Origin of the sequence: Clostridioides sp. ES-S-0190-01 (assembly GCF_020658275.1) — a bacterium.
In the GTDB taxonomy this organism is placed as follows: domain Bacteria; phylum Bacillota; class Clostridia; order Peptostreptococcales; family Peptostreptococcaceae; genus Clostridioides.
This window is the reverse complement of sequence record NZ_JACVWA010000039.1, coordinates 285,281-299,760: the sequence shown is the minus strand read 5'-3', so window position 1 is coordinate 299,760 and position 14,480 is coordinate 285,281. Positions and strand designations below refer to the sequence as shown.

Here is a 14,480-nt window from a genome sequence, read left to right as displayed (position 1 = left end):
GAATTATGAAAAATCTGTGTAAAATATCAGATGAATATTTAAATAGTAAACTTAAATATTTAAAGTTATTATCAAAACAATATCCAAGCATATCGAAAGCAAGTACAGAAATAATAAATTTAGAGGCTATATTAAATCTTCCAAAGGGAACTGAACATTTTATAACAGATGTACATGGCGAATATGAGCCATTTGTACATGTTTTAAAAAATGGTTCTGGTGTAATAAAGAGAAAAATAGAAGAATTATTTTCAAATACAATAAGAGATAGTGAAAAAAAGATGCTAGCAACTCTTGTATACTATCCTGAACAAAAACTAGACTTAATAATTAAACAAGAGGAAAATATAGATGATTTTTATAGAATAAATATCTATAGACTTATAGAACTTTGTAAGTATGCTTCCAGCAAATACACTAGGTCAAAAGTTAGAAAACTTTTACCAGAAAATTTTAAATACATAATAGAAGAACTTTTACATGAGCATATTAAAAGTGAACATAAAGAAGAATACTATAAAAGTATAGTTGAGACAATAGTTGATATAGGTATAGCTAAAGAGTTTATAATTGCAATTTCCACGGTTATACAAAAGTTAGTTGTTGACAGACTACATGTAATAGGTGATATTTATGATAGAGGTCCAAGACCAGATATAATTGTAGATAAGCTTATTGAACATCATTGTGTAGATATTCAATGGGGAAATCATGACATACTATGGATGGGTGCAGCATCAGGTGAAAAAACTTGTATAGCAAATGCACTTAGAATTTCGGCTAGATATGCAAACCTAGATATCGTAGAAGATATATATGGGATAAATCTATTACCTTTAGCTACTTTTGCAATAGAAATGTATAAAGATGACCCATGTAAAGAATTTATTCCTAAGATTAATGACCAAAGTGTGACAACAACAGAAAAGTCTTTAATGGCAAAAATGCATAAGGCAATAAGTATAATTCAATTTAAACTTGAAGGTGAAGTGATAAAGAGAAGACCTGAGTTTGAAATGGAGCATAGGCTTTTGCTTAACATGATAAATTATGAAGAGGGAACTATTACTTTAAAAGGAAAGACATATAAACTAAAAGATACTTATTTGCCTACAATAGACAAAAAAGACCCATATAAATTGAGTATTGAAGAAAAAAATGTTATTGAAAAATTAGTGTCTTCATTTAGAGGTAGCGAAAAATTACAAAAGCATGTTTCATTTTTATTTTCTAAAGGAAGTATATATTTAAAGGCAAACTCAAATTTATTAATTCATGGATGTGTCCCATTGAATGAAGATGGAAGCTTTATGTCTATGAATATAATGGGAAAAGAGTATAAAGGTAAAATCCTTATGGATAAGATGGAATCTCTAGCAAGAGAAGGTTTTTTCTTTAAGGATAAAGCAGAAGAAAAACTATATGGTATGGATATTATGTGGTATTTGTGGACTGGAAAATGTTCATCATTATTTGGAAAAGACGATATGACTACATTTGAAAGATATTTTATAGCAGAAAAAGAGACTCATAAAGAAAATAAGAATCCATATTTTAAGCTTAGAGAAAGTGATGTTGCTTGTGAAAGAATATTTGAAGAATTTGATTTAGAACTTGATGAATCACATATAATAAATGGGCATGTTCCTGTAGAAAGTAAAAATGGAGAGAGTCCAATAAAAGCTAATGGAAAAATTCTTGTTATAGATGGTGGTTTTTCTAGAGCCTATCAAAAAACTACTGGTATAGCTGGATACACTTTGATATATAATTCTAGAACTTTACAACTAGTATCACATGAACCATTTAATTCTGCTGAAGAGGCTATTGCAAATGAAAGCGATATCTTATCGACAACTGTTGTAGTAGAGCATAAGGCAAAGAGAAAAATGGTGAGAGATACTGATGAGGGTGTAAAAATACAAGAAGAAATAGAAGACTTAAAATTGCTTTTAATGGCCTATAAAAAAGGGCTAATAAAAGAAATGTAGATAATAAAAAACTAAGATAACTCTATACTTGAGAGTGGTCTTAGTTTTTATTTTTATAATAATTTACTTATTAAGTGAATCCTAAACAATAGGGTTCATTTTTTTATAGATAAATATTATTAAAAAAATTATATAGGTTTTGGTAATATTCCTTGTCCTTTATAAATAGAATTATATAAACAAAGGAGGAGGACAAGAAATGAATAAACTTTCAGATGAAATAATAAACTCTCTTTCTACAAACATAAGAGAGAAGGTAGAAAAAATCTCAGACAATAATCTAAACATAGAAGAAATTAGATTACGTTCACAAAAACCATTGATACTAAATGCAAACTCTAAAGATTATTTTTATAATCAAAAAACTATGGAACTTGATTTAAATCAGCACAATTCATATATAGTGACAAGGGAAGATATAGAGCAAACTTTTCAAATAATATGTAAATACTCAATACATTCATTTATGGATGATATAAAAAAAGGGTTTATAACTTTGAGAGGAGGCCATAGAGTAGGGTTAGTTGGAAAAGTAATAGTAGAAGATGGACAAGTCAAAAATATAAAACACATATCATCTTTAAATATAAGAGTATCAAGAGAAGTCATAGGATGTTCAAATAAGATTTTAAGTCATATCATAAAAGGTAAAAATCAAATTAATAATACTTTGATAATATCGCCACCTCAATGTGGAAAGACAACTTTAATTAGAGATATAGTAAGAAATTTAAGTAATGGTAATGAAGAATATGGATTTAAAGGATTGAAGGTAGCACTAGTAGATGAACGTAATGAGATAGCAGGAGCTTACTTAGGTGCTCCACAGATGGATGTTGGAATAAGGACTGATATAATAGAAACTTGCCCAAAAGAGTTGGGTATTACAATGCTTTTAAGGTCAATGTCGCCAAATGTTATTGTGACAGATGAAATTGGAAGTGAGAAAGAAATAAAGGCATTATATACAGCATTAAATGGAGGTATTGGATTAATAACTACTGTACATGGAGATTCAATGGAAGATATACAAAATAGAAAAGAGTTAAACAGACTCTTAGACAAAGAATTGTTTAAAAAAGTTATAATTCTTTCTGCTAAGAAAGGTGCAGGGACAATTGAAAAAATTTATGATTTAGAAGAAAAGAGATGGTACTTTGCAAATTAAGATAATTATTATAGCACTCCTAATAGGAAGTAGTTATTTGATAGGTGAACATATATACAAAACCTATACACGAAGACACAAACAACTAAATGATTTAATAAGAGTTTTAGAAATATTAAGGATGGATTTATCTTTTGGGCTTTATACATTAGAAGAAATTTTTAGAAGGATAGGATGCAATAAAGACTTTTGTTTTTGGAATTTTTTCTATCAAATTTCAGAAGAACTTCACAATGAACAAAGCAAAACTTTAGAAGAAATAATATCAGAGAATACTGAAATTTTAGTTAAAGAAACTTATCTTGGAAGTAAAGAAATTGAGGAATTAAAAAATCTAATTCTTACATTGGGAAAAAGTGATATAGAGTCCCAACAAAGAATGATAGATTTATCTATAGAAAATCTGAAAAAACAAACCTATGAAACAAAAGAAGACATAAGTAAAAAAGGGTTGCTATATAAAAAATTAGTAACCTTTATAGGCATAGGTATATGTATTATATTGATTTAATATGGGGAGGTTTATTATGGAGATATCATTGATATTAAAGGTTGCAGGTGTAGGTATTCTAATATCAGTATTAAATATGATATTGGAAAAAACAGACAGAAAAGATTGGGCAGGGCTTACTACTTTGGCAGGTGTAATAATCGTGTTGGGGATGGTAATAACAGAAATAAGTGATTTATTCAATACTGTAAGAACAATGTTTCAACTTTACTAAAGAGGAGGGAGTAATTTGGAAATAATGCAATTAATAGGAATTGCAATCATTTCAACTACACTCTGTTTAGTAATAAAAAAAGATAGACCAGAAATAGCAAATTTCATAGCAATAATAACTGGAGTAACAATATTATTATCAGTTATGTTTAAGCTAAATTTTATAATAGATAGTATACAAGATTTAGCTAATAAAGCTAATATTCCAACTATGTATATATCTTTAATAATAAAATTAATAGGAATAGCATATTTAATGGAATTTGCAATACAACTTTGTAAAGATTGTGGGGAAGGAAACATTGCTTCAAAACTAGAGTTTGGAGGAAAAATAATAGTTATGTCAATGTCTTTCCCTATACTTTTATCCATTGTAGAAATGGTGGTGAATATAATTCCATAGTTATTTATATTGAGGTAGATAGCTATAGATATATTAGTTGTTATTTAAAGGATATTTTGTTGTATTGAGGTTTATAGAGTGAAGAGAGGCATGGTTGCTTATGAAAAAAAGATTTTTACCAATGATTATGGGATTTGTATTGACTTTCTTTTTTGTAAATATCTTTGCCATTATAATATTTGCTAATGAGGTTCCAAGTAGCGAAGATAAAGAATATGGTGAAGCTAAGAGTAGCATAGATAAATATATTGATGGTCAGTTAGACAAGTTAGATATAAATGAAATTCAAGATTATATAAATAAAGAAATAGTTATTAATGATGTTAATTTAAAATCGTTTGTAAAAGACCTAATTAGTGGAGAAAAAAATATTTTAGATTTATTTAATAAAGATGGACTGAAGATATTGATGTTTGATGAGTTTAAAGCAAGTTTAAAGGTAGTAGCAGTAATTTTAGTATTAGCTTTACTGTCATCTATTTTAAAAAGTTTAGAGAATTCTTTTTCATCAGGTGCAGTTAGTCAAATAGCAACGTATATAATATTTATTACAATGGTATCGCTCACTTTAATTGGATTTAAAGATGTACTACAAATTTGTTATGATGCAATAGACCATACTGTAGGTCTTATGCAAGTTATAATGCCAATACTAATAACATTTTTACTTTTAATTGGATTTCCAATAACATCTACTACTTTAAATCCTATTTTTATAGGAGGAGTGACATTTATAAATGTATTTTTCAAGAAATTTTTATTTGTATCAGTAACTGTTGCATTTGGAATTCTAATAATAAACAATTTATCAAAAAACATAAGGCTAAAAAGATTTTTTTCTTTTGTCAAACAAATAAATTATGTTTCTATTGGGGCTATGTTTACCGTATATTTAGGACTTGTATCTATACAAGGCTTATATGTAACTAGTTTTGATAAATTCAGTGTAAAAACTGCGAAGTTTGCTATAGGTAACTTTATACCAGTTGTTGGTGGATTTGTATCAGATTCTGTGGATATTTTACTATCTTCATCTCAACTTATAAAAAATATATTTGGTGGAATAGGGCTTATCTTACTCATTGGGATTTGTTTGCTTCCAGTGATAAAAATTTTATCCGTCATAGTGGTATATAAATTGGCAGCAATAATTGTAGAGCCTGTTGGAGAAGATGGAATATCAAATTTTTTAAATGAAGTTGCAAATCTAATGATAATAATGTTAGCATCAGTAATTGCTATAACAATAATGTTCTTTGTGACTGTAGCTATTTTGACCTCGATAAGTGTTGTAAGTCAAGGATAATGTATAGATTAATAAAGAGTAATTACTTTTAATCTAAATATTTTAGAGAGGAGGATGCTATGTTAGAGGGCATAAAGGCATGGATAGTTAGTATTTTAATAGGAGCATTTATAGTAAATATAGTTGATATGATTTTACCTAGTTCCAAGATAAAGCCGTATGTGAACTTGGTGTTAAATTTTATATTCGTATTTATTGTAATAACTCCAGTGGTAGGATTTTTTTCAAAAGACATGAGCTTAGAAGATAGAATTTTAAAATCTATGGGAAATTACAATAAGGAATATGTAGATAGTACAAATGCTTTAGCAGAAGAGACTGGAAATACTAGCTTATCTAAGGGATATGAAGATGGTTTGAAAGAAGTGCTTAAGCTAAAGCTTGATGAATATGGTTATGATTTAGAAGATATAGAGCTTAATGGTGCAAATATAAATAATATAAAAATAAAAGAAAAAAATAATATGTCAAAGAGCAATAGTGATGAAGAAAATGAAAATAATAGTACTAAAGGAGATGAAGATAGCATAAACTCTAATGACAAAGAAAATTCTAAACAAGTTTTTAAAAAAGGTACAGAGTATGGACTGAATCTAAATGAAGACAAACTAAAAAATGACCTAATAAAAGTGCTTGATGTTTCTATAGAAACTATACAAATTGATAAATAGGAGTTGGAAGAATGTTTAAAAACTTAAACGACAAAGATAAGAGAAAGGTATATTCACTAATAACTATAGCTGGAATATGTGTGGTATCATTAGTACTATTATCTTGTTTTCCAAGTAGCAAAACTGATGAAAAAGTTGGAAAAACAGATGCTGACAAAAAGACTGAAAAACAAGTTGCTAAGGAACATGAAAAAGAAGATTTAGAATCAAAATTAACAACAATACTATCTAAAATTGATGGAGCAGGAGATGTTGATGTAATGATTACATTTGAGTCAAGTGAAGAAATACAACCTGCTTTTAACTCAAACCAAACAACAGAAACAACAGAGGAGAAAGATGCACAAGGTGGAGAAAGAACAGTTACAACTTCAAGTGAAAATAAAACAATGATAACTTCAAATTCAAGTGACCCTGTAGTTATAAAAACTACAGAGCCAAAGATAAAAGGAGTGATAGTAGTAGCAAGTGGAGCTAGTAATCCAAATGTCAAAGAAACACTTTATAGTGCAGTTCAAACATCATTACAAGTAGCAGGTCATCAAGTAGAAATATATTCTAAATAAATACATATAACCGGGGGGATAAATGAATGAAGTTTAATTATAAGGGAAGAGGATTTGTAATAATAACTTTAACTGCAATGTTAGTAATAGTAGGAACAGTAAATTATCAACTTAGTAAGAAATCTTTACTAGAAACATCAAAAGAATTTAAAGCATATGAAGAAGCTCAATTACAGAAGAATACTACTGATGATAGTGATAGTAGCAATAAAGAAGACTCAGATGCTACAGATAAACAAAATAGCAAAGAGAGTGCTGACATTGATATAGTTGATAGTAAGGCTAGTAAGGTTAAGGAAAAAGTAACTGAAACAAGTAAAGAAATAAAAGCTCAATTATCATCTGAAAAGAATATGAAAAAAGCATCTTATATTTTAGATATGAAAATGAATAGAGAAAAACAAAGAAATGAATTAGTTCAGGATTTAAATGAAATGATAAATAATCCATCTACAACAGAGGAATCTAGAAAAGAAGCTTCTAATATGAAATTAAATATAGTTAAAACTCAAGAAAAAGAGCTTCAAATAGAAAATCTTTTGAGTACAAAGGGATATGAAGAAGCATTAGTTTATATAAGTGATAGCAAAGTCAATGTTGTTGTAAATGAAGCTAAATTAGATAAAAAAGATGCAGCAAAAATATTTGATTTGGTTGCAGAACAGGCTAATGTAAAGTATGAAAATATTAAACTTACAAATAATAATACTAAGTAAAATATAAACCTCAGAATTAACTGAGGTTATTTTCTTGCAAAGTAGAGTTGTATTTGGTATTATTATACTTATAAAAATAGTTCCTTAAAATCAGGAGGTAAGTTTTAATATGGAAGATAATAAATTTGGACAAGTAAAAATATCTAATGATGTAATAGCTACAATAGCTGGTTTAGCAGCATTAGAAGTTGAGGGCATAGAAACTACAGCAACATTAACAGATAAGTTGTTAAAAAATAATGGAGTAAAGATACAAATAGAAGAAGAGGATGTTAATTTAGACGTAATGGTTGTGATAAAATATGGCATGTCAATACCAGATACAGCTTTTAAAGTTCAAGAAAATGTAAAAAATACTGTTGAGACAATGACAGGACTGAAGGTTTCTCAAGTAAATATACACATTCAAGGAATCAGCTTTAAGAAAGATAAAGCTGATAAAGAAGAAGTAAAAGCAACTAAGAAAAATTAATATTAGCCCTCTGAAAAGTCAGAGGGTTTTTTGTTGGCATTTGATTTTATATAGATAATTAAACTTAAAGGAGAATTTTAATTGATGAAAAAAGATAGGGCACAAAAAAGTACAACAAGGGAATATATAATGAAACTTATATACCAAATAAATATTAATAAAGAGGAGTTTGAAGGTTTAGACGATAAAGTGGATTCTTTCTTAAAAGATAATTCAGAACATATTATAAATAGATATGAAGAACTTACACTTAAGTACTCAAATAATGCAAAATTAAAATTAGAAGATACTAAACTTGAAGATATAGTAGATAGAGAATATATAAATACAGTATGTAAAGCACTAAGAGAGAATCATGATGAGATAGATGAATTAATAAATAAGCATGCTAAAAATTGGACAGTAGATAGAATGCCAAAGGTAGATGTGTCTATACTTAGATTATCCGTGTGTGAAATAGTTTATTTAGACACTCCTAATAAAGTATCAATAAATGAAGCTGTGGAACTTGCAAAGATATATTGTGATGATAAATCTCCTAAATTTATAAATGGAATATTAGGAAGTGTTGTTGATGAAATTGGACAATAATATAATAATTGGAATTGATACTAGCTGCTATACTACTTCTATAGCAGCTATCTCTTTAGATAAAAAAGTTATTTTTAATGAAAAAATAATGCTAGAAGTAAAGGAAAATTCAAAAGGATTGAGACAAAGTGAAGCTGTGTTTCAACACATAAATAATTTAGGATTACTTAGTGATAGGATAAAATCATTTGGGGACAAATTTGTCATAGAGGGAGTTTGTTCATCTATTAAGCCTAGACCAGTTGAAAATTCATACATGCCTGTATTTAATGTTGGGTACAATTTTGGAAAGTTATTATCAAGTATACATGGATGTAAATTTTATGAAACGACTCATCAGGAAAATCATATTGAGGCTAGTTTATTAAATAGTAAATTAAAAAATAATAACAAATTTATTTCTGTTCATATGTCAGGTGGCACTACAGAGATACTTTTAATAACTAAGCATGATAATAATTATGATGCAAATAACAAAGATTTAGATGTAATAACTAAAATAAGCAATAAAAAAAACTTAGATGCAATAGCTAAAATAAATACTAAAAAAGATGATAAAAGTAAGTTATACAATAATTTTGGATATAATATAGATATAATTGGAGGAAGTAAAGATATTAGCTTTGGGCAACTTATAGATAGAATAGGTGTCAAGCTAGGATATAAATTTCCTTCAGGAAAATATCTAGATGAAAATGCTTTAAATTGTAATCTTAAAATAGAAAGTGGTCTAAAAACTTCTGTAAGAGAGGGATATATGAATTTATCTGGATTAGAAAATCAGGTGAATAAAATTATAGATGACAATAGAGATAATATTAGTAAAAATAAAAAAGAATATATATCTAAATTAGTACTGGATTCAGTAGTTAGAAACATGTTTAAATCTTTAATATATTTATGTGAAGCTTACAATGTAGAAGAAGTAGTTTTTGCAGGTGGAGTTTCTGCAAGTAAGTATATCCTCAAAGAATTAAGTTTAAAACTAAGTAAAAATTGTATAAAAGCTCATTTTACAGAGCCACAATATTCAACTGATAATGCTGTTGGGTGTGCTATAATAGGATTGAATAACTTTTTAGGAGAAAAAATATGAAACTAAGAGCTTTAGATATAAGTGAAGCAAATTCATATATTAAAAGAATTTTAATAAATGACCCAATACTTTCTAATCTTAAAGTTAAGGGAGAAATTTCTAATTTTAAAATACATAGCAGTGGAAATGTTTATTTATCGTTAAAGGATGAAACTTCAAAGCTAAACTGTGTAATTTTTAAAAGTAATTTTAATCGTAATCTAAAATTAGACAATGGAGTAAAGGTTGTAGCTAGTGGATATATATCAGTTTATGAAAGAGATGGTGCATATCAATTATATATTAATGAAATTGAAATAGAGGGAATTGGGAATTTACACATAGAATTTAACAAATTAAAAGAAAAACTTAATAAAGAAGGTTTGTTTGATTCCAAATACAAAATACCTATCCCTAGAATGCCAAATTCAATTGGAGTTATAACATCTCCAACAGGAGCTGTTATAAGAGATATAATAAATGTAATAAAAAGAAGATATCCAAAGGTCAATATAAAGCTTTATCCAGTAACTGTTCAAGGAGATAGGTCAGCAGAAGAAATATGTGAAGCAATTAGATTTTTTAATCATATGAAGAATGTGGATACAATTATAGTTGGTAGAGGTGGGGGTTCAATAGAAGAACTTTGGTCTTTTAATGATGAAATGGTAGCAAGAGAAGTTTTTAACTCTCAAATTCCAATAATATCAGCAGTTGGTCATGAAACTGATTTTACTATTTGTGATTTTGTGTCTGATATGAGAGCACCAACACCATCAGCAGCAGCTGAGATTGCAACTCCATCATTAGATGACATAAAATATAAACTTGGGAATATAAAAAGCAGACTTAACAAGTCTCTTATAAACCAAGTTGAATTAGACCAATACAAGTTAGAATCAGTGTTTAATAAAATAAATAACTATTTAGATTCTTACACAATAAAAGATAAAGTTATACAATTGGATAAAATATATGATAAAATAATTTTTGGAATAGAAAATAATTTAAAATTAGAAGATGAAAAATTAATAAAGGTTGGAGCATTACTTCATAACCTAAGTCCATTAGCCACTATGGACAGAGGTTATAGTATAGTTCAAAAAAACGGAAAAGTAATAAATAGTATAAAAAGATTGAAAACTGAAGACAACATAGATATAGTATTAAAAGATGGAAATTTAGAATGTATAATAGATAAAATTGAAAATAAAGAGGTATAATATGAACTTAACCTATGAAGAAGCTTACAAAAGATTGGAGAGCATTTTAAATGAGTTAGAATCTAAAAATGCTAGCTTAGATGAATCTTTAAGCTTATATGAAGAAGGAATTAGTCTTTATAAACATTGTAATAAGCTTTTGGATGATGCAAAATTAAAAATAAGTAAATTTAATCAATTAGGAATAGAAGAGGATTTTAGAATAGAGGAGGAATAAAAGTGGAATTTAAACAACATTTAAAAGAAAAAGCAAGTTTTATAGAAGATATACTTAAAGAATATATGCCAAAAGAAGAAGGTTATCAAAAAACTGTTATTGAGGCTATGAACTACAGCTTGAGCGCTGGAGGTAAGAGATTAAGACCAATACTTACACTAGAAGCATGTAAGGTAGTTGGAGGAAATGAAGAAGAAGCTATACCTTTTGCTATTGCAATTGAAATGATACATACATACTCACTTATACATGATGACTTACCAGCTCTTGACAATGATGATTTAAGAAGAGGAAGACCAACAAACCATAAAGTATATGGAGAGGCAATGGGAATTTTAGCAGGAGATGCTTTACTGAACTATGCTTTTGAAGTTATGCTTGCAGGTTCAATAAATAAAGAAAATCCAGAAAAATATCTAAAAGCTATAAATGAAATTGCTAAAGGTGCTGGAATATATGGAATGATAGGTGGGCAAGTGGTAGATGTAGAAAGTGAAAATAAACAAATTGAAAAAGAAAAATTAGATTATATACATATGAATAAAACTGCTGCAATGATGGTTGGATGTATGAGAGCAGGAGCAACTATAGGTGGAGCAAATTCAGAACAAATGGAAGAAATAACTAAATATGCAAAAAATATCGGATTATCATTCCAGATAGTAGATGATATACTAGATATAGTGGGAGATGAAATAAAATTAGGGAAAAAAGTTGGCAGTGATATAGAGAATCATAAATCAACATATCCATCTCTTTTAGGATTAGATAAATCTAAAGAAATTGCACATAATTTAATAGATGAGGCAAAGAAGAGTATAGAAAAATTATCTGACAATGTAGATTTTTTAAAGGGATTGGCTGAATATATAATAGATAGAGAATATTAAAATATACAGCTAAAATCGAGGAGGGAAAAATGAACTTTTTTTCGGAGATTTTTAACAATGGGGCTTTGGGAATAAGTCTTATTGCTTGTTTCTTAGCACAATTTATAAAGATATTTACTGGGAAGGGAAAGAGAATTGAGTTTTCAAGAATACTCATTTCAGGAGGTATGCCTAGTTCTCATAGTTCTTTTGTTACAAGTTTAGCTACAGTGGTAGGCATTGAAAAAGGGTTTAATTCTACTGATTTTGCTATAATTACTGTGCTTGCACTGATTATAATGTATGATGCAGCAGGTGTTAGACGTGCTGTTGGGAAACAAGCTACTATATTGAATCAGATGGTAGCAGACCTTCAACATGGAAAGCATATAGAGCAGAAGAAATTAAAAGAATTAATAGGTCACACACCACTAGAGGTTTGGTTTGGAGCTTTACTTGGTATAGTAACAGCTTTAATATTGATGTAAATTTAAAATTTACAAAATAAAAGGTGAGGATAATATGTATAAATATTTAGATAAAGTAAATTCTCCAAAAGATATAAAAAATATGAGCATAGAAGAAATGGATTTACTTGCAAAGGATATAAGAAAGTTTTTAGTAAAATCTGTTTCCAAGACAGGAGGACACTTAGCTTCTAATTTAGGTGTAGTTGAGTTAACATTAGCACTTCATAAAGTGTTTGACAGCCCTAAAGATAAATTTGTATGGGATGTAGGACATCAGTCTTATGTTCACAAAATGGTTACTGGAAGAAAAGATTGTTTTGTATCTTTAAGACAATTCAACGGACTAAGTGGTTTTCCAAAGGAGAGTGAAAGTCCTCATGATATTTTCGACACAGGACATAGCAGTACATCTATTTCTGTGGCAACAGGTATTGCCTGTGCTAGAGATATAAAAAAAGAAAGCTATAGTGTTATATCTATAATTGGAGATGGTTCTATAACTGGAGGTATGGCACTTGAAGCTTTAAATCAATTGGGATATATAAATACTAATATGATAGTAATTCTTAATGATAATGAGATGTCTATAGATAAAAATGTTGGCGGAATGTCTAAATATCTATCAAGTATTATAAGAAATTCAACAGTTGTTAAAATGACAGATGAAGTTGATAAGATTTTAAATGTTACATCAACAGGTGAAATTTTATCTAAGACTGCACATAGATTTAAGGACAAATTAATATATAGTTTTTCTCCTCAAGATTGTTCATTTTTTGATTCATTAGGTATAAAATATTATGGTCCTATAGATGGTCATAATACTAAAGAATTAATAGAAACACTTAGAAAAGCTAAACATAAAAAAGGACCTGTGCTTTTACATGTTATTACAAAAAAAGGAAAAGGATATAAATTTGCAGAGGAACAACCTGATAAATATCATGGAGTATCAAAGTTTGATATAAAGACAGGTGTAACATCTTCTAAAGTTAAGTCTATGTCGGTTAGTGTTGGTGAAAAATTGGTTGAGATGGCTAGCAAAAACGAAGAAATAGTAGCTATAACAGCTGCAATGCCATCTGGAACAGGATTAAACTTATTTGAAAGTGCTTACCCAAAAAGATATTATGATGTTGGTATAGCTGAACAACATGCAACAGGGTTTGCGGCAGGTCTTGCAAAAAATGGTATGAAGCCTTATTTTGCTGTATATTCATCATTTTTACAAAGAGCATATGACCAAGTTATTCATGATGTATGTATAACAAAAAAACCAGTTACTTTTCTTATAGATAGAGCTGGTCTAGTTGGAAATGATGGTGAAACTCATCATGGTATGTTTGATTTAAGTTACTTAAATTCTATTCCAAATATTGTAGTGATGGCTCCAAAAGATACAAGAGAAATGGAACTTATGATGGATTTATCATTAAAATTGGATTCTCCATTGGCAATTAGATATCCAAGAGGAAATAGTTATTACCTAAATAAAGGAGAATACAAAGAAATTAAGTTAGGAAAATATGAGATATTAGATGATGGACAAGATACAGTCATACTTTCTATTGGGAATATGGTGAAACATGCTCTAGAAGCGAAAGAAATATTGTTAGAAGAAGGTATAAATCCAACAATAGTTAATGCTAGATTTTTAAAGCCTATGGATGAAGATATGTTGCATACTTTATTTAAGAATCATAAAAATGTAGTTACAGTAGAAGATAATGTTATTACTGGCGGATTTGGAAGTAGAATAAGTAAATTTATTATAGATAATGGATATAAAGTAAATATACTTAATATAGCGATACCAGAAGAGTTTATAAAACATGGCAATGCAGATGAACTATATAATTTTGTAGGATTATCGCCAAAGTGCATTGCTGATAAATTAAGAGAGTTAATATAAATAATATGGATTAAATTTAATATAAAATTTAAAATTTGTCACTTAGAATAAATATCGAGTGTGTTACTTCAAGCTACTTTAGTCAATATTAAAGTAGCTTTTAACA

The 14,480-nt window shown here is 28.3% G+C and carries 17 protein-coding genes; all 17 read left to right on the top strand.

The window, feature by feature from the left end; genetic code table 11:
• Positions 1–5: 5 nt before the first annotated feature.
• The 17 genes from IC214_RS15330 to dxs all read left to right on the top strand — a co-directional run bounded on the left by IC214_RS15330 (position 6) and on the right by dxs (position 14,374).
• Positions 6–1,991, top strand: coding sequence for a fructose-1,6-bisphosphatase (locus IC214_RS15330; RefSeq protein WP_227482198.1), 1,986 nt, complete (start codon positions 6–8; stop codon positions 1,989–1,991).
• A 199-nt stretch (positions 1,992–2,190) separates the two neighbouring features.
• Positions 2,191–3,159, top strand: coding sequence for a stage III sporulation protein AA (spoIIIAA, locus tag IC214_RS15325; RefSeq protein WP_227434115.1), 969 nt, complete (start codon positions 2,191–2,193; stop codon positions 3,157–3,159).
• Complete coding sequence (locus tag IC214_RS15320) at positions 3,149–3,670, top strand: stage III sporulation protein AB (protein WP_227434116.1); 522 nt, start codon at positions 3,149–3,151, stop codon at positions 3,668–3,670. Before spoIIIAA ends, IC214_RS15320 begins: the two co-directional genes overlap by 11 nt.
• A 16-nt stretch (positions 3,671–3,686) precedes the next feature.
• Positions 3,687–3,884 carry a stage III sporulation protein AC gene (gene spoIIIAC / locus IC214_RS15315; protein ID WP_009888937.1) on the top strand — a complete coding sequence of 66 codons (198 nt, stop codon included), beginning with the start codon at positions 3,687–3,689 and terminating at the stop codon, positions 3,882–3,884.
• Positions 3,885–3,908: 24 nt separating this feature from the next.
• Positions 3,909–4,286, top strand: a complete 378-nt coding sequence (gene spoIIIAD, locus IC214_RS15310) for a stage III sporulation protein AD (protein ID WP_227434329.1) — start codon at positions 3,909–3,911, stop codon at positions 4,284–4,286.
• 100 nt (positions 4,287–4,386) lie between these two features.
• Positions 4,387–5,592: a stage III sporulation protein AE gene (spoIIIAE, locus tag IC214_RS15305; protein WP_227434117.1), complete on the top strand. Its 1,206-nt coding sequence runs from the start codon at positions 4,387–4,389 to the stop codon at positions 5,590–5,592.
• Between the two features lie 59 nt (positions 5,593–5,651).
• Positions 5,652–6,263 (top strand): stage III sporulation protein AF, encoded by a 612-nt coding sequence (locus IC214_RS15300; RefSeq protein WP_227434118.1) that lies wholly within the window; start codon positions 5,652–5,654, stop codon positions 6,261–6,263.
• Between the two features lie 11 nt (positions 6,264–6,274).
• Positions 6,275–6,829, top strand: coding sequence for a stage III sporulation protein AG (locus IC214_RS15295; RefSeq protein ID WP_227863025.1), 555 nt, complete (start codon positions 6,275–6,277; stop codon positions 6,827–6,829).
• Positions 6,830–6,855: 26 nt separating this feature from the next.
• Entirely contained in the window at positions 6,856–7,545 is a 690-nt protein-coding gene (locus IC214_RS15290; protein ID WP_227434120.1) for a SpoIIIAH-like family protein, read from the top strand.
• 109 nt (positions 7,546–7,654) lie between these two features.
• Complete coding sequence (locus tag IC214_RS15285; RefSeq protein WP_227866790.1) at positions 7,655–8,017, top strand: Asp23/Gls24 family envelope stress response protein; 363 nt, start codon at positions 7,655–7,657, stop codon at positions 8,015–8,017.
• An 84-nt stretch (positions 8,018–8,101) separates the two neighbouring features.
• Positions 8,102–8,608 (top strand): transcription antitermination factor NusB, encoded by a 507-nt coding sequence (gene nusB, locus IC214_RS15280; RefSeq protein ID WP_227831238.1) that lies wholly within the window; start codon positions 8,102–8,104, stop codon positions 8,606–8,608.
• Positions 8,592–9,704: an O-sialoglycoprotein endopeptidase gene (locus IC214_RS15275; RefSeq protein WP_227831237.1), complete on the top strand. Its 1,113-nt coding sequence runs from the start codon at positions 8,592–8,594 to the stop codon at positions 9,702–9,704. Before nusB ends, IC214_RS15275 begins: the two co-directional genes overlap by 17 nt.
• A complete protein-coding gene (xseA, locus tag IC214_RS15270; RefSeq protein ID WP_227482203.1) occupies positions 9,701–10,906 on the top strand; it encodes an exodeoxyribonuclease VII large subunit in 1,206 nt (401 codons plus the stop codon). Before IC214_RS15275 ends, xseA begins: the two co-directional genes overlap by 4 nt.
• A gap of 1 nt (position 10,907) precedes the next feature.
• Entirely contained in the window at positions 10,908–11,123 is a 216-nt protein-coding gene (gene xseB, locus IC214_RS15265; RefSeq protein WP_227434125.1) for an exodeoxyribonuclease VII small subunit, read from the top strand.
• Between the two features lie 2 nt (positions 11,124–11,125).
• The gene (locus IC214_RS15260; protein ID WP_227434126.1) at positions 11,126–12,013 is read left to right on the top strand and encodes a polyprenyl synthetase family protein; all 888 of its coding nucleotides are present in this window, start codon (positions 11,126–11,128) and stop codon (positions 12,011–12,013) included.
• Positions 12,014–12,042: 29 nt separating this feature from the next.
• Entirely contained in the window at positions 12,043–12,480 is a 438-nt protein-coding gene (locus IC214_RS15255; RefSeq protein WP_227434127.1) for a divergent PAP2 family protein, read from the top strand.
• A 34-nt stretch (positions 12,481–12,514) separates the two neighbouring features.
• Positions 12,515–14,374 carry a 1-deoxy-D-xylulose-5-phosphate synthase gene (dxs, locus tag IC214_RS15250; RefSeq protein ID WP_227866789.1) on the top strand — a complete coding sequence of 620 codons (1,860 nt, stop codon included), beginning with the start codon at positions 12,515–12,517 and terminating at the stop codon, positions 14,372–14,374.
• Positions 14,375–14,480 lie beyond the last annotated feature (106 nt).

Excerpts from the sequence above, each read along its gene's own strand:
- spoIIIAD (WP_227434329.1), top strand. The coding sequence starts at position 3,909 with ATGCAATTAATAGGAATTGCAATCATTTCAACTACACTCTGTTTAGTA.
- spoIIIAC (WP_009888937.1), top strand. The coding sequence starts at position 3,687 with ATGGAGATATCATTGATATTAAAGGTTGCAGGTGTAGGTATTCTAATA.
- xseA (WP_227482203.1), top strand. The coding sequence starts at position 9,701 with ATGAAACTAAGAGCTTTAGATATAAGTGAAGCAAATTCATATATTAAA.
- IC214_RS15290 (WP_227434120.1), top strand. The coding sequence starts at position 6,856 with ATGAAGTTTAATTATAAGGGAAGAGGATTTGTAATAATAACTTTAACT.
- spoIIIAE (WP_227434117.1), top strand. The coding sequence starts at position 4,387 with ATGAAAAAAAGATTTTTACCAATGATTATGGGATTTGTATTGACTTTC.
- IC214_RS15285 (WP_227866790.1), top strand. The coding sequence starts at position 7,655 with ATGGAAGATAATAAATTTGGACAAGTAAAAATATCTAATGATGTAATA.
- IC214_RS15295 (WP_227863025.1), top strand. The coding sequence starts at position 6,275 with ATGTTTAAAAACTTAAACGACAAAGATAAGAGAAAGGTATATTCACTA.
- dxs (WP_227866789.1), top strand. The coding sequence starts at position 12,515 with ATGTATAAATATTTAGATAAAGTAAATTCTCCAAAAGATATAAAAAAT.
- xseB (WP_227434125.1), top strand. The coding sequence starts at position 10,908 with ATGAACTTAACCTATGAAGAAGCTTACAAAAGATTGGAGAGCATTTTA.
- spoIIIAA (WP_227434115.1), top strand. The coding sequence starts at position 2,191 with ATGAATAAACTTTCAGATGAAATAATAAACTCTCTTTCTACAAACATA.
- IC214_RS15255 (WP_227434127.1), top strand. The coding sequence starts at position 12,043 with ATGAACTTTTTTTCGGAGATTTTTAACAATGGGGCTTTGGGAATAAGT.
- IC214_RS15300 (WP_227434118.1), top strand. The coding sequence starts at position 5,652 with ATGTTAGAGGGCATAAAGGCATGGATAGTTAGTATTTTAATAGGAGCA.
- IC214_RS15330 (WP_227482198.1), top strand. The coding sequence starts at position 6 with ATGAAAAATCTGTGTAAAATATCAGATGAATATTTAAATAGTAAACTT.
- nusB (WP_227831238.1), top strand. The coding sequence starts at position 8,102 with ATGAAAAAAGATAGGGCACAAAAAAGTACAACAAGGGAATATATAATG.
- IC214_RS15275 (WP_227831237.1), top strand. The coding sequence starts at position 8,592 with ATGAAATTGGACAATAATATAATAATTGGAATTGATACTAGCTGCTAT.